Origin of the sequence: Gemmatimonas sp. UBA7669, from assembly GCF_002483225.1 — a bacterium.
In the GTDB taxonomy this organism is placed as follows: domain Bacteria; phylum Gemmatimonadota; class Gemmatimonadetes; order Gemmatimonadales; family Gemmatimonadaceae; genus Gemmatimonas.
The window spans coordinates 114,488-140,261 of the sequence record NZ_DLHL01000028.1; the positions used below are offsets into that span (position 1 = coordinate 114,488).

20 protein-coding genes are annotated in these 25,774 nt (G+C 65.4%); 8 read left to right on the top strand and 12 right to left on the bottom strand.

Annotated features, from left to right (window positions below):
• Nucleotides 1–121: 121 nt before the first annotated feature.
• Entirely contained in the window at nucleotides 122–601 is a 480-nt protein-coding gene (locus B2747_RS08785; protein WP_291159245.1) for a c-type cytochrome, read from the bottom strand.
• 127 nt (nucleotides 602–728) lie between these two features.
• On the opposite strand from B2747_RS08785, the gene B2747_RS08790 reads away from it, so the two are divergent.
• The gene (locus B2747_RS08790) at nucleotides 729–2,180 is read left to right on the top strand and encodes an NAD(P)/FAD-dependent oxidoreductase (RefSeq protein WP_291159249.1); all 1,452 of its coding nucleotides are present in this window, start codon (nucleotides 729–731) and stop codon (nucleotides 2,178–2,180) included.
• A gap of 2 nt (nucleotides 2,181–2,182) precedes the next feature.
• Here the strand turns inward: B2747_RS08790 and B2747_RS08795 are convergent, their stop codons facing one another.
• Together B2747_RS08795 and B2747_RS08800 are read right to left on the bottom strand one after the other, a co-directional pair.
• Nucleotides 2,183–2,725: a PepSY domain-containing protein gene (locus B2747_RS08795; protein ID WP_291159251.1), complete on the bottom strand. Its 543-nt coding sequence runs from the start codon at nucleotides 2,723–2,725 to the stop codon at nucleotides 2,183–2,185.
• Nucleotides 2,725–6,111, bottom strand: a complete 3,387-nt coding sequence (locus tag B2747_RS08800) for a S41 family peptidase (RefSeq protein ID WP_291159253.1) — start codon at nucleotides 6,109–6,111, stop codon at nucleotides 2,725–2,727. Before B2747_RS08800 ends, B2747_RS08795 begins: the two co-directional genes overlap by 1 nt.
• 151 nt (nucleotides 6,112–6,262) lie before the next feature.
• Here B2747_RS08800 and B2747_RS08805 point away from each other — a divergent pair, with 151 nt between their 5' ends.
• Together B2747_RS08805 and B2747_RS08810 are read left to right on the top strand one after the other, a co-directional pair.
• Entirely contained in the window at nucleotides 6,263–7,432 is a 1,170-nt protein-coding gene (locus B2747_RS08805) for a carboxypeptidase regulatory-like domain-containing protein (protein WP_291159256.1), read from the top strand.
• 44 nt (nucleotides 7,433–7,476) lie between these two features.
• Nucleotides 7,477–7,893, top strand: a complete 417-nt coding sequence (locus B2747_RS08810; RefSeq protein ID WP_291159259.1) for a surface-adhesin E family protein — start codon at nucleotides 7,477–7,479, stop codon at nucleotides 7,891–7,893.
• Here B2747_RS08810 and B2747_RS08815 read toward each other — a convergent pair.
• From B2747_RS08815 to rpsP, 6 genes are all read right to left on the bottom strand, one after another.
• Nucleotides 7,849–8,781 carry a DMT family transporter gene (locus B2747_RS08815; protein WP_291159262.1) on the bottom strand — a complete coding sequence of 311 codons (933 nt, stop codon included), beginning with the start codon at nucleotides 8,779–8,781 and terminating at the stop codon, nucleotides 7,849–7,851. The two genes, B2747_RS08810 and B2747_RS08815, sit on opposite strands and share 45 nt — an antisense overlap.
• Nucleotides 8,782–8,794: 13 nt before the next feature.
• Nucleotides 8,795–10,012, bottom strand: coding sequence for an NADP-dependent isocitrate dehydrogenase (locus tag B2747_RS08820; protein WP_291159265.1), 1,218 nt, complete (start codon nucleotides 10,010–10,012; stop codon nucleotides 8,795–8,797).
• A gap of 121 nt (nucleotides 10,013–10,133) precedes the next feature.
• Nucleotides 10,134–10,661, bottom strand: a complete 528-nt coding sequence (locus B2747_RS08825) for an asparaginase domain-containing protein (protein WP_291159268.1) — start codon at nucleotides 10,659–10,661, stop codon at nucleotides 10,134–10,136.
• The gene (trmD, locus tag B2747_RS08830; RefSeq protein WP_291159271.1) at nucleotides 10,658–11,488 is read right to left on the bottom strand and encodes a tRNA (guanosine(37)-N1)-methyltransferase TrmD; all 831 of its coding nucleotides are present in this window, start codon (nucleotides 11,486–11,488) and stop codon (nucleotides 10,658–10,660) included. Before trmD ends, B2747_RS08825 begins: the two co-directional genes overlap by 4 nt.
• A 42-nt stretch (nucleotides 11,489–11,530) precedes the next feature.
• Nucleotides 11,531–12,118: a ribosome maturation factor RimM gene (rimM, locus tag B2747_RS08835; protein WP_291159273.1), complete on the bottom strand. Its 588-nt coding sequence runs from the start codon at nucleotides 12,116–12,118 to the stop codon at nucleotides 11,531–11,533.
• Complete coding sequence (gene rpsP, locus B2747_RS08840) at nucleotides 12,066–12,380, bottom strand: 30S ribosomal protein S16 (RefSeq protein WP_291159275.1); 315 nt, start codon at nucleotides 12,378–12,380, stop codon at nucleotides 12,066–12,068. Before rpsP ends, rimM begins: the two co-directional genes overlap by 53 nt.
• A gap of 175 nt (nucleotides 12,381–12,555) precedes the next feature.
• Here rpsP and ggt point away from each other — a divergent pair, with 175 nt between their 5' ends.
• Entirely contained in the window at nucleotides 12,556–14,343 is a 1,788-nt protein-coding gene (gene ggt, locus B2747_RS08845) for a gamma-glutamyltransferase (RefSeq protein ID WP_291159277.1), read from the top strand.
• A gap of 228 nt (nucleotides 14,344–14,571) precedes the next feature.
• Here ggt and B2747_RS08850 read toward each other — a convergent pair whose 3' ends face one another.
• Together B2747_RS08850 and B2747_RS08855 are read right to left on the bottom strand one after the other, a co-directional pair.
• Nucleotides 14,572–15,126, bottom strand: a complete 555-nt coding sequence (locus B2747_RS08850; protein WP_291159280.1) for a DUF2911 domain-containing protein — start codon at nucleotides 15,124–15,126, stop codon at nucleotides 14,572–14,574.
• A 63-nt stretch (nucleotides 15,127–15,189) separates the two neighbouring features.
• A complete protein-coding gene (locus tag B2747_RS08855) occupies nucleotides 15,190–18,318 on the bottom strand; it encodes a VPS10 domain-containing protein (RefSeq protein WP_291159283.1) in 3,129 nt (1,042 codons plus the stop codon).
• A gap of 376 nt (nucleotides 18,319–18,694) precedes the next feature.
• Between B2747_RS08855 and B2747_RS08860 the strand changes: the two genes are divergently transcribed.
• From B2747_RS08860 to B2747_RS08870, 3 genes are read left to right on the top strand one after another with little or no spacing between them, the layout of a single operon-like run.
• Complete coding sequence (locus B2747_RS08860) at nucleotides 18,695–20,224, top strand: SulP family inorganic anion transporter (protein ID WP_414652191.1); 1,530 nt, start codon at nucleotides 18,695–18,697, stop codon at nucleotides 20,222–20,224.
• 46 nt (nucleotides 20,225–20,270) lie between these two features.
• Nucleotides 20,271–21,056 carry a carbonic anhydrase gene (locus B2747_RS08865; protein ID WP_291159286.1) on the top strand — a complete coding sequence of 262 codons (786 nt, stop codon included), beginning with the start codon at nucleotides 20,271–20,273 and terminating at the stop codon, nucleotides 21,054–21,056.
• Between the two features lie 6 nt (nucleotides 21,057–21,062).
• The gene (locus B2747_RS08870; protein ID WP_291159289.1) at nucleotides 21,063–21,545 is read left to right on the top strand and encodes a hypothetical protein; all 483 of its coding nucleotides are present in this window, start codon (nucleotides 21,063–21,065) and stop codon (nucleotides 21,543–21,545) included.
• Nucleotides 21,546–21,548: 3 nt separating this feature from the next.
• Here B2747_RS08870 and ffh read toward each other — a convergent pair whose 3' ends face one another.
• Nucleotides 21,549–22,904: a signal recognition particle protein gene (gene ffh, locus B2747_RS08875; RefSeq protein ID WP_291159292.1), complete on the bottom strand. Its 1,356-nt coding sequence runs from the start codon at nucleotides 22,902–22,904 to the stop codon at nucleotides 21,549–21,551.
• 292 nt (nucleotides 22,905–23,196) lie between these two features.
• Here ffh and lon point away from each other — a divergent pair, with 292 nt between their 5' ends.
• On the top strand, nucleotides 23,197–25,644 hold the full coding sequence (lon, locus tag B2747_RS08880; protein ID WP_291159300.1) for an endopeptidase La: 2,448 nt from the start codon (nucleotides 23,197–23,199) through the stop codon (nucleotides 25,642–25,644).
• The last annotated feature ends 130 nt before the right edge of the window (nucleotides 25,645–25,774 follow it).

Genomic DNA, 25,774 nt, shown 5'->3' on the forward strand with positions numbered 1-25,774 from the left:
TCATCTTATCGGCGTCGCGCGCACGAGGCAGCGCGGGGGAATGTCACGATCAGATGACTGATGAGGTACGGCGGCTGACGCTACGACGCTGCAACGAGACTGTCAATAGCGACGTGCGACTTCAGCGCGTGCTGTTTGCGCCACCACTGCCAGCGGGTAGACGAAAGGTGATCGCCGACAGTGCAACGGAATCGGTGGTGAGTCGCTCTTCGCCAGCGGGCAAGCCGTTCAATTTGAGGATGTACGCCACGGTCGCGGCGTAATCGTCGACCGGCAACGTACCCGGATCACCGTCGGGCATCGTGGTGCGAATCGTTTCGTACAGCGAAAAAAGATTCTGGCCCACCCACTTGGTCCGGAAGTCCGATCCTGTGACATCGCTGGTCTCGTGACACTCGCTGCAGGTCTTGGTCCACACGGCCTGACCGGCGGTGGCCTGCGAATCGGTGTACACCTTGGGCAGCGAATCCTGGCCCCGCTGCAAGGCCCAGTGGGAAATCGGCGCGCCGGGAGCCTGCGCCGTGCTGCGCGTGCCGGCAGCCACGCTCGCCGCCACCACGGCGGTGAGCAAAACGGTCTGGAAGATCGTGGTTCGGTGCATATGCAGTGAACGTGTTGGGGGCGTGGTTCGCTGGCAAGCCGCGCGGGCGAGGTCTGTTGAAGCGTCTGTTGAAGCATCTGGTCCTACCCCGATTGCGACGCTCTGTCCCGCCGGGCATTTTCGGGCGATGGATTCGACCCCCTCCTCTACGTCCCCCGCCCTGCCGCCTGTTCCCGGCGAGCACACCGTCCCTGACATTGCGGTGCCCGATGGCACGGTGCCCCGGCGTGATTTTCTCAAGCTGGCTGGCGCCGGCGCCGGACTGCTGGCTGTTGGCTGCGCGCCGCCCGTTCCCTTTGCCGCAGCTCCCGCGCCCGGCCTCGCTGGCGGCCGCAGCGGCGCGTCGTCGTCCACGCATGTGGTGGTGATTGGCGCCGGCGCCTGGGGTGGATGGACCGCCTATCATCTGCGTGCGCGCGGAGTGCGCGTCACGCTGGTCGACCAATACGGACCCGGCAATTCCCGCTCCACCTCCGGCGACGAAACCCGCGGCATTCGCTCGTCCTACGGCGACCGCGCCGCCGGCGAGCTCTGGACACCGTGGGCGCGCACGGCCATCGCGCGTTGGAAGGTGTTCGAGAAGGAATGGGGGCCGGTGTTCCGCACGCAGTTCTGGCATGAAACCGGCGACGTGATCATGCGTGCCACGCGCGAGCCATTCATTACGCGCACGATCGACTTGTGGACCAAGAACAACGTGCGCCACGAAGTGCTGAGCGGCGATGAGGCGCGCAAGCGCTGGCCCGTGATCAAGGCCGACGACATTGGCGTGGCCATCTATGAACCCGATGCCGGCGTGGTGCGATGCCGCGCGGCCACGCAGGCCGTGGCCAGTGCGGCGCAGAAGATGGGTGTGGAGCTCGTGATTGGTCGCGTGACGCCGGGTCCCATCGTGAATGGGCAGATGGATGGCGTGGTGCTCGACAACGGCACGGTGCTGCGCGGTGATGCGTACGTGTTTGCCTGCGGCCCCTGGCTGCGCAAGCTGTTTCCGTACATGGAGAACCGCATGCGCATTCCCATTGGCCACGCGCTGTACTTCGGTGTGCCCATGGGCGACACGCGTTTCACGTTTCCCAACCTGCCGAGCTACAACTTCCCAGGCGTGACCGGGTGGCCCATGCTGCCGGTGGACAGTCGTGGTTTCCGCGTGCGTGGCGCCATTGCCGCGCCTCCGCCACCGGCGGGCACACCGGCGCCGGCGCCGTCCGCATCCACCCCATCGGCGCCCGATCCCACGCTGCAGGACCCCGACCTCAGCTCTCGCTGGACCAATCAGGATCGCGTCGATGGGGCGCGACGTTTCCTGCAGGCGCGCTTCCCCCTGCTGGCCAATGCGCCGCTACTCGAAACACGCGCCTGTCACTACGAGTCGAGCATCAATCAGAACTTCATCGTGGACCACGTGCCCGGCACCGGCAACGCATGGATTGCCGGCGTCGGGCAAGCCGAGGGCTTCAAGTTCGGGCCGGTGGTGGGAGAATACGTGGCGCAGCGCGTTACCGGTGTGGTAGGCGATCCCGAACTGGTGAAGGCCTTCGCTCTACCCAAGAACGAGTACGAGCGCCCACCGGGTTAACCTTATCTCCCCGCCATCTCACGTCTCCGTCTCGTGAGATACGGCAGGACGAACAGGTAGAGGCCGGTCCCCCACAACCCCAGCACAATCACCGCCACCGGCAGAAACACAAAGAGCTTCACGTTGTCGTGAAACCACGACCCATCGTGCAGACTCTCAATGAGATCCGAGCGACGATACGTGGACTGCAACAAGGCGCCGGTCTTGAGATCAACCTGCAGTTCCCAACGCGAATTGGTAATGACTTTGAGCAGCCCCTTGGACGGTCGGACATCAAGACGATCGATGTCCGACCAATCCACCACCTTCGCCTCGGGCACTGACCTCGCCACGCTAATGACCTGCTCCATCGTGACCTGAGGCGTCTTGTTCTCCGTGCGGATCTCCGCCGGCTGCACCCAGGTCACCTGTTTCTTGACCTGGAGCAGCAGTCCCGTGACGAGCACCAGCAGGAACGGCAGCGCCACGGCCGCCGAGCCCCACCGATGCAGCTTGCGATTGAGAATGCGGTAGTTGATGCCGCCCTTTTCCTCCTTGCTCGCCATCACCGACCCCGCTTGCCCCACACCGGCGCCGTCGGCTCGGTGTTGACACGCTCGTTGCGATACGACTGCAGCAATCGCATGGCTTCCTGCGTGGCGCGCTCGAGCTGCGGATCACGGCCACCGATCACCTCACGCGGGAAATTCTCCACGTCGATGTCGGGCGCGACGCCTTCGTTCTCCACCGCGAACTGATTCTCGCGCGAGAAGAAACCGAAGCGTGGCGCAATCATGGAACCGCCGTCCACAAAGGGCGGCGTATCCGTGGTGGCCACGAGACCGCCCCAGGTGCGCGAACCCACCAGCGGACCCAGCTTGCGGCGCTTGAACATGTATGGCATGAGGTCACCACCCGAGCCGGCCATTTCGTTGATGATCATGACCTTGGGGCCCCAGATGCCGTTGGCCGGACTGGTGTACGGATAGCGATCGCCGACCGGGTTGTTGAAGTAGCCGTCGTAGTCGCGGCCCAACAGATCCACGATGTAGTCGGCCGCCGAGCCCCCACCGTTGTAGCGCTCGTCGACCACCACGCCCAGTCGATCCTGCTGCGCGAAGTAATAGCGATTGAAGCTGGTGTAGCCCGGCTGGCCCGTGTTGGGCAGGTAGACATAGGCCAGCTTGCCGTTGGACACGGAATCCACGTAGCGGCGATTGGCTTCCACCCAGGCGCGCGTGCGCAACCCCTGCTCGTTGCCAACCGGCACGACGGTGATCTGCCGCGCGCCCTGCAGGTCGGGACGATTGTTGATGGTCAGCACCGTCTGACGGTTGGCTGTGCCATCGAGCAGGCGATACATGTTGTCCGGTGCGCGCAGCTCCACCCCGTTGATGGCCAGCACATAGTCGCCGCGCGCCACATTGAGCCCCGGCACCGCGAGGGGCGCGCGCAGCTCCGGGTTCCAGCTCTCGCCATCGTAGATGCGGGCAATGCGATACCGGCCGTTCTCGATGCTGAAGTCGGCGCCGAGCAGGCCGCCGTTGCCATTGGGGACTTCGGGCATGTCCCCACCGCGCACATAGCTGTGTCCGATGGCCGTTTCCGCGCCCATGTTGTCGAGCAGGTAGTTGAGATCCGCGCGGTGATTCACATGCGCCAGCAGCGGCTCATACATGCGCTTGATGGCCGGCCAGTCGGTACCGTGCAGATTCTTCACATAGAAGTTGTTGCGCTGGTTGCGCCAGCCTTCGTTGAAGATCTGCCGGAACTCCTCGCGCGGATCGATGTACGCACGCAGCGTGGCGCTGAGGCGTCCCGTGCCCGCCTGCGGCACGGCCTTGTCGGCATCGACGAGGAACATGGCCCCGTTGGCGCCGCCGGTGCGGTACAGCAGTCGTTTGCCATCGGCGCTCACCGTGTACTGCGCCACGCCACTCGCAAACGGTACGGCGCGTCGCGCGCTCAGCTGGTAGCGATGCAGCGTATTGCCACCGCCCGCTCCCGGCCCGCCCGCTGTACCCGTAGACGGCGTGGGCTCGAGGAAGAACACCGTGCCTGACGGCCCGGCCGTCAGTGCGCCATAATCCCGTTCGACGATGCCCGGCACTGCCAGTACGCGCTGCTGCAGACCGTCGAAGTCAATGCGCACCGTCACCGCGCGTGGCGCGGAAGCCGCCGTTGACGCCGCCGGTGGCGCAACGACCGCTGGAGCCGCAGCCGCCGCACCACTGCTGTCACGCATCGCCCGGGCCGCTTCCTCATCACTCTCCGGCATGAGCGGCGAGGCCTCACTGCGTGAAAGCACCGCCAGGTACAACGCCTTCGTTTCCGGTCGGTCGTACTTGGTCATGTCCAGCAGGCTCGAATTGAGCGCGAAGTTGGTGCTGGCCAGGAACCATAGGTACTTGCCACCGGCATCCCAGGCCGGCGACGTGGCATCGGCCATGCCGTCGGTGATCTGACGCGACGTGCCCGCCGCCACATCGTACACGAAGATCGCGCGGAACAGCGACTTGAGACGCTTGGGATAGGCGAGATAGCGCGAGTCCGGACTCCACACCGGCACAATGCTGCGATCCATCATGAAATACGGATCCTGATCGGCCTTCTTCGCGCGGCCGCTGGCCACGTCAATCAGCCACAACGCAAAGTGCGAGTCCTGATAGGCAATGGTCTTGCCGTCAGGCGACCAGGCCGGGGAGTACGGGCGGCTCGGCTCCGGCAACGCAATACTGCGGCGGGCCCCCAGTCCGTCCTGCGGCACAATGACCAGTTGATACTCACCCGACGCATCGCTGAAGTACGCCACGCTGCGTCCGTCCGGCGACCACAGCGGCGCGATCTCGGCGCTCGCCGAGCTCTGACTCAGATTGCGCACATCGCCCTTTTCGCCAGGCACCGTGAACACCTCACCGCGTGCCTCCACGAGTGCGCGCTTGCCGGTCGCCGACAGTGCCATGGACGCGATGCGACCCGACACGTCCTTCCACTGCGGCATCATCCAGGGGAAGTCACCGGCAGCGGCAATGTTCACCACCTGCGTCCGCTTGCTGGCCACGTCGTACAGATGCACATAGCCCGCCTGCTCGAACACCACCGTGTTACCCGATGCGTCGAGCGACTTGACGTCGAAGTCGGTGAAACGCGTGACCTGCGACAGCGCCTTGCTGCGGGTGTCATAAACCCAGACGTTGGACACGCCGTCACGGTCCGACAGGAAGTACACGGACTCGCCCACCCACACCGGATCCATGTCCTTGCTGCCGGCAAACGGCGTGGTGTCGAGTGCGAAAGACTGCAGATCGAGAATCCAGATGGGCTTGTTCTGGCCACCCCGATAATTGCGGCGTTCTTCATCCCACGAGGAGGCCATGCGATAGGCTACGCGCTTCCCATCAGGTGACACCTTGCCCTGATAGGCGCGCGGCATGGGCATCGGGCTTTCCACGCCGCCCTCGACCGGCACCGTCCAGAAGCGCGGCGCGCCACTTGGCGCCCAGGTGGCACGCGGCGAGGCAAACACCACCGCCTTGCCGTCGGGTGTCCAACCCTGTACGACATCGTTGCCGGGATGCCAGGTCAGTCGCGTGGGCTGTCCACCACCCACCGGCACGACATACACGTCCGTGTTACCCGCATACTCCGCACTGAAGGCCACCAGTTTGCCGTCGGGCGACAGCTTGGGGTTCTGCGTCTGCCCCTGAAAACTCGTGAGCCGCCGCGCATTGCCACCAGTCCGCTCCACCACCCACACATTGTTGGCGTAGGCAAATGCGATGTGCTGCGCGCTCACGCTGGGCGTACGCAACAGGCGCGTGGTGGAGGACCCAGTACCCTGCTGCGCAAGACTCGTGGTGGCGGTCAGCAGTGTCGCGGGGACCAACAGCAGCGTCGTGACCGGCAATTGCATACGCCGGCGCAAACGGGAGCGCGAAGACAGGCGAGTCATGTCGGGCGGAGTCAAGCGTGAACAACGAAAGGAGGGGTGGCGCAACCTTGCCGCCAGCCGCGGGGTCTCACATGATACAGTGGTCGACCATCGCGCGGACCGGAAGCTGAGCGGTCAGCAGCGCGGGGTGACTCCCACCCTTGGCGGTACCATGCGCACCTCCCTCGGACCGCGCGCTGCGGTCATGTCAGTATCTACGGCCCTCGCGCTCGCGACGTTGCCCGTCGCGTCTCCGGCCTTGCTGCACGCGCAGGGCGAAACCACACTGCGTGGCACGATCTACTCCGAGGGGGGCACCCCGCTGAGCGGCGCGCAGGTGCGGTTCAGTGCCCCACTGCGCAACGTGGCGGCCGCCACCAGCGATGAAGCCGGCGTGTTCGCCTTCGCCAAGCTGCCCGCCGGTCCGGTGTGGGTGGTGGGCCGGCGTATTGGCTACCGGCCGGATTCGGTGCTCATCACCATACCGGCGTCTGGTGAAGCGCGTCCCGCGCTGACACTGAGGCGCCTCCCGCAGTCGCTGGCCGCCGTCCAGGTGAACGGGCGGCGCGACATGACTGGCGCCATGGCCGGTTTTTATCATCGACAACAGACCGGCGCCGGCGGACGGTTCTTCACGTTGGCCGAGATCGATCGGCGCAACGCCTCCAACATGACCGACTTGCTGCGCGGCTTGCCCGGCATTCGCATCGAGTCGCGTGGCATGATGAACTACGTCCGCGTGCGCAACAGCCGCTGTGCGCCGCTGGTGTGGCTGGACGGCCAGGCACTGTATGCCGGAGAGGTCGATCTCGACGCCTTCGACCCGCGGTCATTCGAAGGCATCGAGGTGTACAGCGGCCCTGCCACCGTGCCCGTGGAGTTCATGGGCAATCAGCGCATGAGCTCAGCGTGCGGCACCATCGTGCTCTGGTCTCGACGCGGTGAACCGCGGCCCAAGCGCGCCAAGAAGAACGAGCCCACACCACTCGAGCGCATTGCCAAGCTGATGGACGAGGGGAAGGCGTTTGTGCACACCGACGTCGACCGGGTGGCCTTCCCCGACTCGGGGATGCTCGTCAAGCCCGTGTATCCCGACTCACTGTTCGACGCCATGACCGGAGGTCGCGTGATTGCGGAGTTCGTGGTGGACACCAACGGCAAGGCCATCATGGACACGTTCTCGGCCATCACCTACACGGATCGCCTGTTCGTGGAGCCGGTGCGCCGCGCCGTGCGCGAACAGCAGTTTCAGCCCGCCTATCGAAAGAACGGCTTCGTCATGCAGGTCATGCACCTGCCGTTTGATTTCTACCCGGATTCCACAGCCCGGAGACGCCGTTGAGGGAGACGCTGTTGAGGGAGACGCTGTTGAGGGAGACGCCGTTGATGTGGCGACGATTCGCCGTCGTGACGCTGGTGTTGAGCGGCACGTTTGCCGTACGGGCGTCTGCACAGGCCGCCCCGCGTGCCACGCTCGAAGAGATTGGCAAGACGTCGGTCGGTACACCGGTGATGCTGGAAACGGCATCGGTGTCGCGCAGCGGCACCGTGGTCACGGCGGCCGTGCGCGTAGCACTGCAGCCACCGCTCAAGCACGCCAACGGCGATCTGGTGGCGTCACGCACGCTCAGCATGTTCGATTGCGCCAAGCAGACGGTGGCCACCAAGGAAAGCTGGTACTACCACGATGCGGCGTTCAAGAAGCAGGGCATGCACCGCGTCGTGGGCAAGCCGGGCTTTGGCCCCGCCTTCAAGGGCTCATTGGGCGACGTCGCGCTGCGGCACCTCTGCGCGTCGCGCTGATCGCACAATCCCCGCTACCACGAGCAGCGCGCCGAACATTCCAAGCGGCGCCAGTCGCTCACCCCACACCAGCCAGGCCGCCATGACGGCCAGTACCGGCTCGAGGGTGGCCACCGTGGCAGCGCGCGACGCCGCCACCGAGCGCAGACCCGTGGCGTTGCACAGATACGCACCGAACGTGCACACCACAGCCAGAAAGCCGATCGCCAGCCACGCGGTGTTGCTGTGCATGCGCCACTCCACAAAGGGCAGCAGCACCACGGCCGCAGCCGCCAGAGCCCAGGCCAACACACGCGAAGGCGCGTTGCGCCCGAACAGTGGTCGTCCCATGAGGAAATACCCTGCATAGGACAAGCCGGACAATGTGCCAAAGAGCAGCACCGGCCAGGTCACAGCAAATTGTCCGGCCTCCGGCGAGGCGCTGCGACCGGACAAGGCAACCAGCACCACGCCGAGGAGCGTAAGCGCAAGCGCACCGGCTTCGCTGACACTCACGCGCTCACGCAACAGAAAGTGCGCACCAAGCGCTACCCACACCGGCGCCGCATAGAGCAGTATGGCCGCCAACGCGGCGCCGCCGTACTGCACACTCTTGAAGTACGTCACGTACATCACGGCCATGCCCGCCACGCCCAGCAGCGCCGCGGGCCAACGGTCGCGGCGATGCAGCGCCGGCGCCTGCGTAAAGGCTGCGTGCGCGGCAAACAACAGCGCACCGAGCGTCGCCCGCCAGAAGGCCACGGTAAGCGCCGACACGCCTTCGGCAAACGCCACACGCGCCATGGGGCCAAGCATGGCCCACTGCACGGCCGCCGCCACGATGAGCCACAGGCCCGTACGCGAAACGGCGGACGACGCCGCCGAGGCACCATCCGCCGTTCGGGTCATGCGACGGTCTGCCTCAAGCCATCTTGGCCTGGAGACGCCGATCGATGGCGTCGAGGAAGGCTTCCGTGTTGAGGTACGGCGTGTCCTTGGAGATGAGCAGTGCGAGGTCCTTCGTCATCTCGCCCGCCTCAACCGCCTCGATGCACACCGACTCCAGCGTCTCGGCAAACTTCACGACGTCGGGCGTACCATCGAGCTTGCCGCGATGCATGAGGCCACGCGTCCACGCGAAGATGCTGGCGATGGGATTGGTGGACGTCTGGCGGCCCTTCTGGTGCTCGCGGTAGTGACGCGTGACCGTGCCGTGGGCCGCCTCGGCTTCCATGGTCTTGCCGTCGGGCGTGAGCAGCACGGAGGTCATGAGGCCAAGTGAACCAAAGCCCTGCGCCACGATGTCCGACTGCACGTCGCCGTCGTAGTTCTTGCAGGCCCACACGTAGCCACCTTCCCACTTGAGAGCCGAGGCCACCATGTCGTCGATGAGGCGGTGCTCGTAGGTGATGCCGGCCTTCTCGAAGTCCGCCTTGAACTCGGCGTTGAACACCTCTTCGAACAGATCCTTGAACTGGCCGTCGTAGGCCTTGAGGATGGTGTTCTTGGTGCTCAGGTACACCGGGTAATTGCGCTGCAGCCCATAGCGGAAGCTGGCGCGCGCAAAGTCGCGGATGGAGTCGTTGAAGTTGTACATGCCCATGGCCACGCCGCCGTCCTGTCCGAACTTGGCGACTTCGAACTGCATGGGCTCGCTGCCGTCAGCCGGCGTGTAGGTAATGGTCACCGTACCCGGGCCGTTTACCTTGAAATCCGTGGCCTTGTACTGATCACCGTGCGCATGACGGCCCACCACAATGGGCTTGGTCCAGTGCGGCACGAGGCGCGGAATGTTCGAAATGATGATGGGTTCGCGGAAGATCACGCCGCCCAGGATGTTGCGAATGGTGCCGTTGGGGCTCTTCCACATCTTCTTGAGCCCGAACTCCTTCACGCGCGCTTCGTCAGGCGTGATGGTGGCACACTTCACCGCCACACCGTGCTTCTTCGTGGCTTCGGCCGAGTCGATCGTGACCTGGTCGTTGGTGGCGTCGCGGTGCTCGATGCCCAGATCGTAGTAGTCGAGCTGGATGTCGAGATACGGCAGAATCAGCTTGTCCTTGATGAACTGCCAGATGATGCGCGTCATCTCGTCGCCGTCCATCTCGACGACGGGGTTCACAACCTTGATCTTGGCCATGCGGAAGAGTGCCGGGTGTGCGAAGGAGTGCGAGAGGGGGTGGGCCGCTACGGGCGCACCGGGACCGCCTGCAAGATGGACCGCGTACCGCGCAGGGACCAGTGCGGTCCCGGCGCTGGCGCTACTCGGGGGCTGGAGCGCCCGCTGAAGCGCCCGCCGAAGCGTCCTGCTCTTCGAACACCCCGACCTGCCGATTCTTGGTCACGTTGCCGGCCGTGAAGTACCGGCCGTTCATGGCCAGGTACACGCCAGGCGGCAGGGTCTGCACGAAACTCAGGGCGCTGCCGAGGTTGAACAGCCCATCAGAACTGCCGAAGGCGTAGGGCACCATGGCCCCCGTCAGCACAATGGTTTTGCCAAGCGACGCCGCCTCGAGCACCCGGGCCGTGTCCACCATGGTGTCCGTGCCGTGCGTAATGACGAGTCGTGACTCGGCGGCATCCCGGCAGGCCTGCACGATGCGCTGCCGATGCGCGTCCTTCATGTCGAGCGAGTCGATCATCATGAGCACATCCACCGTCACGTCGAGCATGCAGCGTCCACGACGCAGCATCTCCGGCAGATGGGTCGTGTTGAAATGCAGCTGACCCGTGAGTTCGTCGTATTCCTTGTCGAAGGTGCCACCGGTGACGAGGACGCGTACGCTCATGTGGGGGCTCCCGGTTCGTTGCGCCGTGCTTCTCGTGCCGCCTTGCGTGCCTTGGCCGCCGCGCGGCGCGCCTTTTCTGCCGCTTTCTTTGCTGCATCCTGCTCAATCACCGCAAGTGCAGCCTCGCGTTCGGCGATGCGCGCTTCACGGACCTGCCATTCGGCACGATCGCGCGCCTCGGCCTCGCGTGTGCGACGCAGGCTTTCCGCTTCGCGCCAATTGGCCACCTTGGCGTGATCGCCACCCAACAACACTTCGGGTACATGATACCCGCGGAATTCCGCCGGCCGCGTATAGCTGGGCGCAGAGATGCCGCGATCGAAAAACGAATCGGTGCGCGCGCTGTCGAGATCACTCATGGCTCCCGGCAGCAAACGCACTGTGGCATCCACGATGGCCAGTGCCGCGGGCTCCCCACCACTCAGCACGAAGTCGCCGAGCGAGAGTTCCTCGGTGGCGAGATGCGAGGCCACGCGCTCGTCGATGTCCTTGTAATGCCCGCAGAGCAAGGTGAGCTCGCGGCCCTCGGCAAAACGCATGGCATCGGCGTGGGCGAAGCGACGGCCGCGCGGCGACAGCAACACAATGGGCGATGTGGCGCCCAACGATTCCACAGCCTCGAAGAACGGCCCCGGTCGCATGACCATGCCCGGTCCACCGCCAAACGGGTAGTCGTCCACGCTGCGGTGCCGGTCGTGCGCGAAATCACGCAAGTCCACGAGGTTGTAGCGCACACCACCCGCCTCAGCGGCGCGGGCCGGAATGGACAGGCCCAGCGGTCCGCGAAAGAACTCGGGGAAGATGGTGACGATGTTGATGGTCAGCATGACAGGCAGGACCCGGCGGTACGACCAGTGGTCGCGCCGCCCTCAGTCGAAGAGACCGTCGAGTGGCGCGAGGGTGATGATGCGCGCCTCGTCGTCGATGTCGCGCACGAGGTCATCGTGCCAAGGCACGAGCGGGCGACCGGTGGCGGTTTCGACCTCGAGAATGTAGCCCTGCGGTGCGTCGTACACGTCGCGCACCTGCCCCACGGGTCCGCGGCCCTCGACATGTACCTGCATGCCGATCAGATCGCCGATGTAGATCTCGCCCTCATCGAGCGGCGGCAGCACGTCGGCGTCAGCCAGCAAATAACGCCCGCGCCAACTGTCGGCCACGTCGCGATCGCTGAGTTCGCGGACGCGCACGAGCCATTCCTTGTTCATTGGCCGTCCGTCTTCCACATGCAGCGCCTGTGGCTGGCCGTCGGGCTGCACGAGATTGCCCTCGCGGTCCCCCGCAAAAAGCACGGCGCCGGACGCGAAAACCACGTCCGGCGCATCGTTCAGGCTTTCGACGGCCCAGGCGCCGCGCACACCATGCGCGCGACGCACCCGGCCGACGATGATGTACTCGCCCAGCTCAGGCCTCGCCGGACGGCAGGGCCACGGCCGCGGCGGACAGCTTGGCCGCAAGACGGGCCTCGTGACGCGCCTTGAGGATGCCGGCGCGGCGGAGCAGCGAACGCACCGTGTCCGTGGGCTGCGCGCCCACGTTCAACCAGTGGTTCACGCGGTCGCCCTTGAGGTTGATGGCGTTCTCGCCACCACGCGGCTGGTACTGCCCGAGGATCTCGATGAAACGGCCGTCGCGCGGCGCGCGCGAGTCGGCAACGACAATGCGGTACATCGGGGTCTTCTTCCGGCCTTCGCGGCGGAGACGGATCTTGACGGCCATGGGATGCTCTCAGGCAGTTAGTTTGGCAGGGGTTGGCCGCGCGGTACTGGCACCGCCACCCACCGGGCTCCTCGCAGTGCCGGCACTTCCGGCATGCACCCGGGTGCCCGTTTCCGGGCAGCCTAGAAAGCTAATCCCACCAGCCCCCTCCGTTCAAGCCGCCCTCACCCATCCCATGCCACTCCCCCTGCTCCGCTCGCTTCAGACCGGCCGCCATTGGCGTCCCGGCCCTGTCCTGCGCCCCGCCGTGCTGGTGGCCGGCCTTGCCGCCACCCTGCTGCACAGCGGCCACCTTGCCGCCCAGGCCGCGCCTGCCGCGCCGGCTGCGCCCCGGCCGACCGAGGCCGTCCAGGCCCGTTCCGGCATGGTGGTCTCGGCCAGCGCCATCGCCAGTCAGGTGGGCCGCGACGTGCTGGCCGCTGGTGGCAACGCCATCGACGCCGCCATTGCCACCGGCTTTGCGCTGGCCGTCACCTACCCCACGGCCGGCAACATTGGCGGCGGCGGGTTCATGGTCGTGCGCTTCCCCGACGGACGGGCCACCACCATCGATTTCCGCGAGCGGGCGCCCGCCGCGTCGCGCCCCCACATGTTCACCGACAGCAGCGGCGCCTATTCTGCCCGCCTGCATCACAACAGCCATGTGAGCGTGGGGGTGCCGGGCACTGTGGCAGGCTTTGAGCTGGCGCACCGCAAGTACGGCCGCATGGCCTGGCGCGGGCTGGTTGCCCCGTCGGCCGTGCTGGCTGACACCGGCTTTGTTGTCCCGACCGGGCTTGCGGCGTCGCTGGCTGGCGTGCGCAACAAGCTGGGGCAGTATGAAGCGTCCAAGGCCGCCTACTACAAGCCGGACGGCACGCCCTATGCCGCGGGCGAGCGACTGGTGCTGCGCGACCTGGGTCAAACGCTGGGCCGCATCCGCGACGCAGGACGCGATGGATTCTATCGTGGCACCACCGCCCGGTTGCTGGCCGCGGAAATGCAGCGGCACGGTGGGCTCATTACCGAAGAAGACCTGGCGCGCTATGAAGCCGCGGAACGTGAGCCGGTGCGTGGCACGTTCATGGGCTACGACATCATCAGCATGCCACCGCCAAGCTCGGGCGGTGTGGCCATGATCGAGATGCTCAACATTCTCGAGGGGCTGCCGCTCAAATCGCAGAAGCCTGATTCGCCGCAATACCTGCACTGGCTGGCCGAGAGCATGCGCCGTGCGTTCCGTGATCGGGCGGTGCATCTGGGTGATCCGGACTTCAACGCCATTCCCGTCGCGCAGCTCACCAGCAAGGAGCACGCAGCCACGCTGCGCGCCGGCATTGCGGCCAACAAGGCCTCGGTGTCTTCACCCGCCGACGTGCGCCAGGGCTACGAAAGCGACGAGACCACGCACTACAGCGTGGTGGACAAGGATGGCATGGCGGTGTCGGTGACGTACACGCTCGAAGCGGGCTACGGCCTCGGCGCGGTGGTGGACGGCGCCGGCTTCCTGCTCAACAACGAGATGGGCGACTTCAACGGCAAGCCCGGGCTTACCGACAGCACGGGCCTCATCGGTACCGCGCCCAACGTGGCGGCGCCGGGCAAGCGCATGCTCTCGAGCATGACGCCCACCATTGTGGCCCGTGACGGTCAGTTGGTGGCAGTCGTTGGCAGTCCCGGTGGCCGCACCATCATCAACACCGTCATGCAGGTGGTGCTCAACCTCATCGCCTTCGACATGCCGGTGCAGCAGGCGGTGAACGCGCCGCGTGTGCATCACCAGTGGTTGCCGGACCGACTCACGGTGGAACGCGACGGATTTGCGCCGGCCACGCTCGACGCGCTGCGCGCCATGGGGCACGAGGTCCGCGTGGGCGGACAGCAGGGCACCGCGCACTCAATTGCCATTGACCGCAAGACGGGCGCGCGGCTCGGCGCCGCGGACCCGCGTGATCGGGATGCGGGGGCGGCGGGGCATAATTGACCGGCGACAACTCAAGACCCGGAACCTGAACACACAACTCGAAACTGATCAGTTTCGGGTTCTGGGTTCAGGTAGCGAGTCTTGAGTTCCTGATGTCAGTGGCCAGTTCACTACCCACAACGCGAAACCCGAACCCAACCCTCGAAACTGATCAGTTTCGGGTCTTGAGCTCGGGTTTCGAGTTTCACGTCAACGGCAAGCAAGCCGCCGTCGACTCCTCACACCGTATTACTTGACCGTGAACGCCGCCACGGCCTTGTAGTTGTCCCACAGCACCGCCAGCTCACCGCCCTTGCCGGCTGGCTTGACCGTGATTTCCATCATTTCCTGCACGGGGTTGTTGCTCGTGACCTTCATGGGGATGCTGACCAGATCCTGCGTCTTGTCATAGGCCGTGCCCCACTGGCCCGTCTGCTTGTTGATGATCAGCTCCCACTTGCCGCTCTCTTCGAGCTTGGTGAACAGCGTGTAGGTGCCGGCCGGTACGACCTTGCCACCAAAGTCCAGCGCCTTGCTGGTGGTGAAGTGCGTGGCCTGGTTGGCGCCCGTGCGCCATACCATGCCCCACTTCATGTCATTGAGACCGCCGAAAATCACGCGGCCACGCTTGGACGGACGGCCGTAGTTGACCTTGATGTCGGAGCCGGCAATGGACACCGACAACGAGTCGCGCGGCGAGGCCGGCGCCTGCCGCTGCGCGCCCTGGGCCTCGGCGGCCACGGAAACCACGGTGACAGCGGCGAGAGCCGCGGCGCCACGAATGAGCGAACGGGTGATCGACATGAATGAGACGGGTAGAGGACGGGTGAAAACGGGCGGCACCGGATCGGCGCCGCCCGTATGATATCACCGGGTGCCGGCTGCCGGTTCCCTGCCAAGCGCCGCGTCCAGCAAGGCCTTGGCCTGGTCCAGCTCCTTGCGCAGTACCGCGTACCGGTCGAACGCGTCACGGCCCACCTTCTGATCGGCGCGCGCCGTCATGCCGGCCAGGTACGAAATGTGCGCCTGCAGACCCGGCTTGCCGTACCGAATGGGCTGCGTGTTCACGATCTCGCTCACCACCTTCACCATGGCTGCGGTATCAGCCGCGGCGCCGGTCGCCCCACGCAGACGCTGCTCGGCGGCGCGTACCCGTGCCACCACCGCATTCACTTCGGCCACCATGTCGCGCATGCGGGTGTTGTGCGCGAACTGTTCCTGCAAGTCAGCTTCGGTGGTGCCATCAGCCGCGAGACGCGGGTCGATGCGCACGCGCAGCGGGACCGTCTGCGTCGTCCCACCCACCGAAAGGCGCAGCGTGTACTGGCCCGGCGGGGCGCCGAGTCCGTTGCGATGCTGCATGCCCCAGACGAAGCGGTTCATGCCCGCATTCTTCGTGACCAGATTGAGGGTCGGCGCAGCCACCGCGCCCGCGCCGGGACGGCCGGCCATCATGGCCGCTTCCGGGTCGTCCTCGTCTGCCGCGCGGCGACGCGGCGGAGCCGGCGGCGTCACCCCACTCTTGTAGCTGTTCACCAGCTGACCGGCCGCATTGAGAATCTCGATGCGCACCGTGTCCGACGGTGCCGTGGGCAGGTAGTAGTCCACGGTGGGACCGAGAATGGCCTGGCCCACGTTGGTGCGATAGCCGTCACGTGGCGTGAACAGCGTGACCGGCGCCGACGCGGTCCGCGCACCGATCTGCTGCAGCGGGGTGATGTTGTCGAGAATCCACGCCGCACGACCCTGCGTCGCGATGACGAGGTCGTTGTTGTGCACGCGGATGTCGTTGATGGGCACGATGGGCATGTTCAGGTTGAACGGCTGCCAGTGTGCGCCATTGTCGAAGGAGATGTAGAGACCAAACTCCGTGCCCGCGTACAGCAAGCCTTCACGCACCGGATCTTCGCGCACGACACGCGTGGGCACGTCAGCCGGAATGCCGTTCTTGCCATCGGTGAGGCGCTTCCAGGTCTTGCCGTAGTCGTCGGTGCGATAGATGTACGGCTGGTAGTCGCCGAGCAGATAGCGATAGGTGGCGAAGTACGCCGAACCCTTGCGGTGTGGCGACGCATCGATCCACGCCACACGCCCGCCCTCGGGCAGATCCTTGGGCGTCACACGCGCCCAGGTCTTGCCATCATCACGCGTCACGGAGTAGGGGCCGTCGTTGGCACCGGTCCAGATGACCCCCTTCTCGAGCGGCGATTCCGAGATGGCGTAGAGCGTGCTGTAGAACTCTTCGCCGGTCACGTCGCGCGTGATGGGCGAACCACTGCCGCCCTGACAGCACTTGGGGAAGGCCGTGAGGTCGGGGGAGATCTTCTCCCAGGTCACGCCGTTGTTGCGCGTGCGGTGCAGATACTGCGAGCCGTAGTACAGCACCTTGGGGTCATGCGGCGACGTGGCCATGGGCGTCGTACGCTGCATGCGGTAGATGAGGTCACCGCCGTCGTTGCCGTACAGCGACTGTCCACCAATCCAGTACGCCTTGGTCACCCCGGCGGCCACGTTCTGCACGTAGAACTGACCCTTGCAGTTGCCGTAAATGATGTTGCGATCCGACGGGTGCGGAATGATGGGGCCTGTCTCGCAGCCCGGCCCCGTCTTCACCGCGTCCATGTTGAACGGCGCGTTGAGACTCGGCACGATGTAGGTGCTGTTGTCCTGCTGCGCCATGTACAGGTTGTACGGGAAGGCATTGTCCAGCCACACGCCGTAGAACTCCGCCGTGGGCTGCACATCCTGCGAGCTCCAGGTGCGTCCACCATCGAACGACACATTGGCGCCGCCGTCGTTGGACTGCACCATGATGTTGCCGTCCTTCGGATTCACCCACAGATCGTGATTGTCACCGTGCGGCGTGCGGAACGGCGTGACGGTCTTGCCACCATCCGTGCTCTTGTAGAGCGTTTCCGCACCGCCGTAGATGATGTCCGCGTTGGACGGATCGGCGTTGAGCGAGGTGTAGTAGAACGGGCGCGTGATGAGACCCGGCGTGCTGTTCACCAGCTGCCAACTCTCGCCCGCGTTTTCGCTGCGATAAAGGCCACCACCGGGCAGCGCTTCCACCAGCGCATAGAGACGCTGCGGGTTGGCGGCCGTCACGGCGAGGTTGCCCTTGCCGATGAGCTCATTGGGCAGCCCCGTGGTCTGCACGCGCTTCCACGTCTCGCCGCCGTCCGTGCTCTTGTAGAAGCCGCCCTCACGCGAGCCCGAGATGATGGTCCATGGCTTGCGCTCGATGCGGTTCATCCAGGCGTACACCACGTCCGGATTGCCCGGCTGCAGTTCCACGTCCATGGCGCCAGTGGAGTCGCTCACGTAGAGCGTCTTCTTCCAGGTCTTGCCGCCATCGGTGGTCTTGAAGACCCCGCGTTCGTTGTTCGGCTTGAAGATGTCGCCGTAGGCAGCCACCCACACGATGTCCGGATTGCTGGGGTGAATGCGCACCGCGCCCACCTGTCCGGCATTGTACAGTCCGCGGAACTCCCAGGTCTTGCCGCCATCGCCGCTGCGATACATGCCGCGTCCCGTGGACACATTGGAGCGGACGCCGTCAGAGCCGGTGCCCACCCAGATCACGTTGGGATCGCTGTCGGCCACCGCAATGGCCCCCATGGACGCGACGGGGATCTTGTGGTCGGAGATGGGCTCCCAGCTCTCTCCGCCGTTGGTGGTGCGCCACAGGCCGCCACTGGCCACACCCATGTAGAACGTTCGTGGCTGGGAGGGCACGCCGGTTACGGCCGTCACGCGACCGCCGCGCGAGTGACCCACCAGGCGATAGGACAGGCCACGGAAGACGGCGGGATCGACCGACTCCAGTTGCGGAACCTTGGCTGAACGGGGTGTTGTGGCGCGCGGCGTGGAGCCGGTGCCTGGCCGGGAAGCGGTGCCCGTCTGGGCATCGATGGTGTGCGGGATCAGTGTCAAGAGCGCTGGCGTCAATACGGCAGCGGACAGGGACCACGCGGCCCGGGTGAATGGGCGCATCGGGACTCGGCTGGGGTGAGGAGGGGTGGCGGGGCCAGTGCGACGCCCCTGCAAACGAGCGGCCGATCGCACGGTCCCCCGAATTTAACGGCTCACCGTGGCGAGGTGCTGAATGGCGGCATGTAGCAGGTTGGACGACTGCGCGTTAGGCTCAAGAGAATCCAGACACGGGCGTCTCATACCGGACTCCCGGACAGGACTCCCCAGCGGATCGTTCGCGCCCTTCGTAGGTAGAAGGCCCGGACTTTCCTGCCCACCGCTCTCCGGTTTCTGCATGCCTGCTGCTGCACCTGCCCCTCCACGCACCACCGCCCCCGCACCGCCTGTGAACACGCCGAGTACGTCTCCCCCCTCATCGGCGTCGGGTGCCGATGGCATGTTTGCGTATTGGAAGGAAGACTTGCCGGCGTCGCTGGTCGTCTTCCTGGTGGCTCTGCCACTTTGCCTTGGGATTGCGTTGGCGTCTGGCGCTCCCTTGTTGTCAGGGGTCATCGCCGGTGTCGTGGGTGGCATTGTGGTGGGCCTGGCCTCGGGCTCGCACCTTATGGTCAGCGGGCCGGCTGCCGGTCTCACCGCCATCGTCATTTCCGGCATTGCGCAGGTCGGCGGATTCCCGCAGTTCCTGCCCGCGGTGGTCATCGGCGGTGTCATTCAGATGCTGCTCGGCGTCGCCCGTGCAGGCGTGATCGGCTACTACTTTCCGTCCGCCGTCATCAAGGGCATGCTGGCCGCCATCGGCCTCACGCTCATCCTCAAGCAGTTGCCGCACGCTGTGGGTTACGACGAAGACTACGAGGGCGATTTCTCGTTCATTAGCCCGTCGGGCGAGAACACCTTCGGAGCCATCGGCTCGGCGTTCAACGACATTCAGATCGGTGCGGTGCTGGTGTCGCTGGTTGGCGTGGCGCTCATGATCATCTGGCCCAAGACGCCACTCAAGAAGATCAAGCTTCTGCCCGCGCCGCTGGCTGCGGTGGTGGTTGGGGTGGCCATCAACGAAGTGCTGCGCCTCGTGAGTCCTGATCTGGCCATTCGCGGCACGCACCTCGTGTCGCTGCCCAGTGAAGGCCTCGACAATCTGCTGTCACAGGTGGCGCGTCCCGACTGGAGCGCGCTGGGCAACCAGAGTGTGTGGGTGCTGGCGGTAACCATTGGTATCGTCGCCAGCCTGGAATCGCTGCTCAGTCTCGAAGCCACCAACAAGCTCGACCCGTGGAAGCGCGAAGCGCCGGCCAATCGCGAACTGTTCGCGCAGGGCCTTGGCAACATGACCTCCGGTCTGCTGGGCGGCCTGCCCGTCACCGGCGTCATTGTCCGCTCGTCAGCCAACATCGACGCGGGAGCGCGCACGCGTCTGTCAGGCATCGTGCACGGGGTCATGCTGCTGGTGGCCACACTGGCGTTGGCGTCGATGCTCAATCGCATTCCGCTGGCTGCGCTCGCCGGCGTGCTGCTGGTGACGGGCTTCAAGCTTACGACGCCGGCGCTGTGGAAGAACGCATGGGATCATGGGTGGTCCCAATTCATACCGTTTGCTGTCACCATCGTCGCCATTCTGTTCACCGACCTGCTCAAGGGCATCGGCATCGGTCTCGTGGTGGGCATCGTGTTCATTCTGGTGGAGCACATGCGCCGCCCGGCGCTCACCAGGATCAGTCCGCCCGGCGCCATTCTCACCCGCTACGTATTGCCTGACCAGGTCACCTTCCTGAGCAAGGCCAGCATCTCGCGCGAGCTCGAGTCCTTCACGTCGGGCATGCGGGTGGAAATCGACGGCCGTCGCACCACGCGCTACGATCAGGATGTACTCGAGATCCTCAACGAATTCCGGGAAACCGCCAAGGGGCGGAACATCGATTATCGTCTGGTCGGCGTGCCGGAATCCGACATCACGCCGCTGCACTAGTGCGCTACACTCACCTGTTGTTCTGACACTCCCCAGCCGACCTGCCATGGAAGACTATCGCCGCATACTGCAACACAACCGGGAGTGGGCCGCTGCCATGGTGGCCGCGGACCCGGAGTATTTCAAGAAGCGCGCCGCCAAACAGGAACCGACCTTCCTGTACATCGGCTGCGCCGACAGCCGTGTGCCTGCCAATGTTGTCACCGGCACCGAGCCCGGTGAGATGTTCGTGCACCGCAACATCGCGAACGTCGTGCTGCCGAGCGACCTCAACGCCATGTGCGTGCTGCAGTACGCCGTGGAAGTGCTCGACGTGAAGCACGTGATCGTCACGGGTCACTACGGCTGTGGCGGCGTGAAGGCGGCCATGGGCAGTGGGTCCCACGGCTTGGTCGATCACTGGCTGCAGCCCATTCGCAACGTGGTGCGCTGGAACCAGGAGGAACTGGACCAGTATCCGGATGAGCAGTCGAAGTTCAATCGCGTGGTGGAGCTCAACGTGCTCGAACAGATCTACCATCTGTCGGAGACGCCCATCATCCAGAACGCCTGGGCCAAGGGCGGTCGCCCGCACCTGCATGGTTTTGTGTACGACATGCACACGGGTCTGCTGCGCGAAATCGCTACCGACGTGAACAGCCAGAAGACTGCCGACGAGTTGGCCACGCGGCGCCTTTCCGGCGTGCCGGCCGGTCCGCCGCCGGTCGCGGGCAAGCTGCAGCCGCCGCTGCAGACGCCGGCCCTCGAGGTCGGATCGGGTGAGCTGGCCGATGCCATTGCCAAGCGTGTGCTCGATCGCCTCGCGGCGGTCGGCGTGCCCATGAAGAAGTAAGGAGCCATGGCCAAGCTGCTTTCTCCCTTCAAGTCCCTGCCGGCGGAGCGCCGGCAGGCGCTGGTGCTCGAAGCCCTCAAGCGTCACAAGGGCGCCAAGACCCTGTATGCGCAGCGTATCGCGGCCCGTGGTGGCGGCTTCCGCGCCACCACGCTCGTCACCTGGGCCAACGACAAGCTGGCGCGTGAGGTGCTGCGTCTGGGCGCACTGCAGGCCCAGGATGAGCTGGAGCTGCTGCAGATGCTGTACGTGGACCTCGAGCCACAGTACCAGATCACCTTTCTCGACGCGGCCGGTGTGACACACGAAAACGGTGTCATTCCCGAGGATCTCGAAGCGCCGTACGCCAGCGCCGAGCAGGTGGCCGCTGGTGCCGCGGCCGTGCAGTCGGCGCACGGCGAGGCCGGCGCGCACTATCTGCGTACGCTGGTGACCTACAACCTGGCCGCCTGGCCGGGCCTCGATGCGGTGGTGAGCGCTGAGGCGTAAGCCTCAGCGCATCCCGAACATTCCGCCACCACCAAAGGGCATGCGCGGCATTCCACCCTTCCCGCCGCCCATGCCCCCCATCTTTTTCATCATCTTCTGCATTTCGCGGAACTGCTCGAGCAGACGGTTCACTTCCGTCACCGTGCGACCGCTGCCCTTGGCAATGCGCGCACGACGTGATCCGTTGATGATCTCGGGCTTCTTGCGTTCCTGCGGCGTCATGGACAGCACAATGGCCTCGATGTGCTTGAGGCGCTTGGGGTCCATCTTGACGTCCTTGAGCATCTTCGGGTTCACACCCGGCAGCAGCTTGAGCAGGTTCTCGAACGGCCCAAGTTTCTGCATCTGCCGCATGGCGCTCAGGAAGTCTTCGAGGTCCATGCCCTCCTTGCGCACTTTCTTCTCGAGCTTCTTGGCCTCGTCGGCGTCGAAGGCCTGCTGCGCCTTCTCCACCAGCGAGACCACGTCGCCCATCTGCAGAATGCGGCCGGCCATGCGCTCGGGATGGAACTCCTCCAGCGCATCGGGCTTCTCGCCCACACCGATGTACTTGATGGGCTTCTTGAGCACCCCGTAGATCGACAGCGCCGCACCACCGCGCGCATCACCATCGAGCTTGGTCAGGATGACGCCGGTGATGTCGAGGGCCTCGTTGAAGCCCTGCGCAATCTTCACCGCTTCCTGGCCCGTCATGCCGTCGGCCACGAAGAGGATTTCGTCCGGCTTGATGGCGGCCTTGAGGCGCACCAACTCGTCCATCATTTCGGCGTCGATCTGCAGACGACCGGCCGTGTCGACAATGACCACGCGGTCGCGGTTGCGCTGCCCCTGATCAATGCCGGCCTTGGCAATCTTCACCACATCCTGCGTGCCACGATCGGCGTACACGGGCACATCGAGCGCCTTGCCCAGCGTTTCCAGCTGATCGATGGCCGCGGGGCGGTACACGTCGGCCGCCACCAGGCGCGTGCTCTTGTTCTCGAGCTTGAGCTTGCGCGCGAGCTTGCCGGCCGTGGTGGTCTTACCCGAGCCCTGAAGACCCACCATCATCACGACGGTCGGCGGCACCGAGCTCATCTTGAGCCCCTCGCGCTGCTCGCCCAGCATGGACGTGAGTTCGTCGTGGACGATCTTCACGAGCTGTTGCGCCGGCTGCACCGTCTTGATCTGCAGCACGCCGACGGCCTTCTTCTCCACCCGCTCCAGGAACTCGCGGGTGAGCGCAAAGTTCACGTCGGCCTCGAGCAGCACGCGCCGGACCTCGCGCATGCCCTCCTTGATGTCGGCTTCCGTGAGAACGCCCCGTCCGCGCAGCTTGGCGAAGACGTTGCCGAGTTTGTCTGTCAGTTCGTCGAACATCCTTCAAGCTGTCACAGTCGGACAGGAAAGGCCACTGCACAGGGCCCTCGGCGTGACGGACCGACGGGGGGCCTGCCGTCGCCGGGCGGCACCAGACGGGCGGCCTCGAGCGGATCTGGAGGCCCAATCCGGCCCGCCCCGTGACACATCGTTCCCGCTGGTGCTTAACTTGTGGTGGAAACACGCGTTGCCCGTCCCGCGCCGGTCCGTACATTGGCCGACAGTGCGTCACGCTGTCACACTTCCTGCCCGCCACGTGTCCCGCTCAAGCCCTCGTTACTCCGCCGTGCAGATGCCCCGCGGCCAGCGCAAGGAAGAAATCCTTCGCGCCGAACTGCCGCCGACCCTGCCGCTGATGGCCCTGCGGTCCACCATCGTGTATCCGCTGGGCACGATCGCGGTGCAGATGGGCGCCCCCGAGAACCTCGCCCTGCTGCGGGCCCACGAGGAACCCGGGCTGGTGGTGGCGCTGGTGGTGGCCTCCGGCGACAACGACGATGCCATCGATCCACATCGGTTCATTGGCCGGGTCGGCGTGGCGGCCCGTGTGCACGAGCGCATCAATCTGCCGGGCGACACCGTCCAGATCACCCTGCAGGGCCTGCGGCGCATCACTATCGACGACGTCACGCAGACCGAGCCCTTTGCGGTGGCTGCCGTGCAGGGCGCCAAGGAACTGCCGGCCGACCCGGCCGAGCTCGATGAACTGGTGGCGCGCACCGTCACCGCCGCGGAAACGCTGGCCGAGTTGGTGGACCGCATTCCCAACGAGGTGCCGCAGATCCTCAAGATGAACGTGTCCGACCCCGGACGCTTTGCGGACTTGGCGGCCACCAACATGAACCTGCGCATTGCCGACAAGGAAGAGGTGCTGCAACGCCTCGATATCGGCCAGCGCATTCGTTTCATTCTCTCGCGCCTCGAGCGCGAAGTGGCGCGCGCGCGCGTCATGGAAGACGTCAAGAAGCAGACGGAAATCAAGATCGAGCAGCACCAGCGCGAGTTCTATCTGCGTCAGCAGCTGCGCGCCATTCAGTCGGAGTTGGGTGAAGCCGACCCCAACGAAAAGGAGTCGGTGGACCTGCTGCGCCGCATCGACGAGGCGCAGTTGCCGGAGAAGGTGGCCACCGAGGCGCGGCGCGAAACCGAACGCCTGCGCATGCTCTCACCCGCGTCCAGCGAGTATCAGGTGCTGCGCACCTATCTCGACTGGGTGCTGGCCCTGCCCTGGCACGCACGCAGCGGCAATGACAAGGACATCGCACTGGCCAACGTGGAGGCCGCGCTGGAAGAGCGGCACTACGGGCTCGACGAAGCCAAGGAGCGCATCGTGGAGTATCTCGCCGTGCGCAAGCTGCGCGGCGGCGATCCCACCGGCCCCATTCTCTGCTTCGTCGGACCGCCGGGTACTGGCAAGACCTCACTCGGTGAGGCCATTGCCACCAGCATCGGACGGGCCTTCTATCGCATCTCCGTGGGCGGCGTGCGCGACGAAGCGGAAATCCGCGGGCATCGTCGCACGTATGTGGGCGCCATGCCGGGCATGCTGATTCAGGCGCTGCGCCGTGTGGAGGTGCGCGATCCGGTCATCATGATCGACGAGATCGACAAGATGTCGGGCGGCGGCCCCGGTGGTGACCCGACGGCGGCCATGCTCGAGGTGCTCGACCCGTCGCAGAACTCGACCTTCGTCGATCACTATCTCAATCTGCCCTTCGATCTCTCGAGCACGCTGTTCATCTGCACGGCCAACAATCTCTTCGACATTCCCGGCCCGCTGCGTGACCGCATGGAAGTCATCCGCATTGCCGGGTACACCATCGAGGAGAAAGTCGAGATCGCGCAGCGCTATCTCATTCCGCGGCTGCTTGACGACCACGGCCTCACGGACGACGACCTGCAGCTCGACGAACGCGTGCTGGGCTTCATCACCTCGCGCTATTCGCGTGAGGCGGGCCTGCGCACCTTCGAGCGCTGCATTGCCTCGCTGATGCGCAAGCGCGCCCGGGCCAAGGCCGACGGCGACGATTCCGCCTGGGTCATCGACAGCGCGCGCGTGCAGGACATTCTGGGCGCCCCCCGTTTTGCCATGGAAGAGGCCGAGAAGGAACCGGAGATCGGTGCCGTGACCGGTCTCGCGTGGACCAGCACCGGTGGGGATCTCATGACCATCGAGGCGCTGCGCATGCCCGGCATGGGCAAGCTGACCGTCACCGGGCAATTGGGTGACGTCATGCGTGAGTCGGTGGACGCCGCCTATTCGTTCGTGCGGTCCAGAGCGGCAACGCTGGGCATTGCCGACATCGAGTTCCGCGAGGCCGATCTCCACCTGCACTTCCCGGCCGGCTCCATCCCCAAGGATGGCCCTTCGGCCGGCATCGCCGTCACGCTGGCCGTGGCCAGTGCGCTGTCACGTCGCCCGGTGCGCCGCGATCTCGCGCTCACGGGTGAGGTCACGCTGCGCGGCAAGGTGCTGGAAATCGGTGGTGTGAAGGAAAAGGTGCTGGCCGCGTACCGCGCCGGTCTGCGCGAGGTCATCCTGCCCAAGGGCAACGAGAAGGATGTGCGCGACGTGCCGCAGGAAGTGCGCGACAAGATGGCCTTCACCTTTGCCAGCACCATGGACGAGGTACTGCATCTCGCGCTGCTGCCGCATCCGGACACGCAACTCGCCGACTCCAAGCCGAGCCAGCCCACGGTATCGGTGGACCGGCATGCCCTGCCCGCAGATCTGCGTTAGCCACGAGGGTCGGTGTACCGGACGGATCGTCAACAGCTCACGCAGAGAACTGCAAGAGAACCGCAGAGAGCGCAGCGGGATCGATCGTCTACGGATTGGCTCTCATGATTGATCCGTGTGGTTTCCGCCC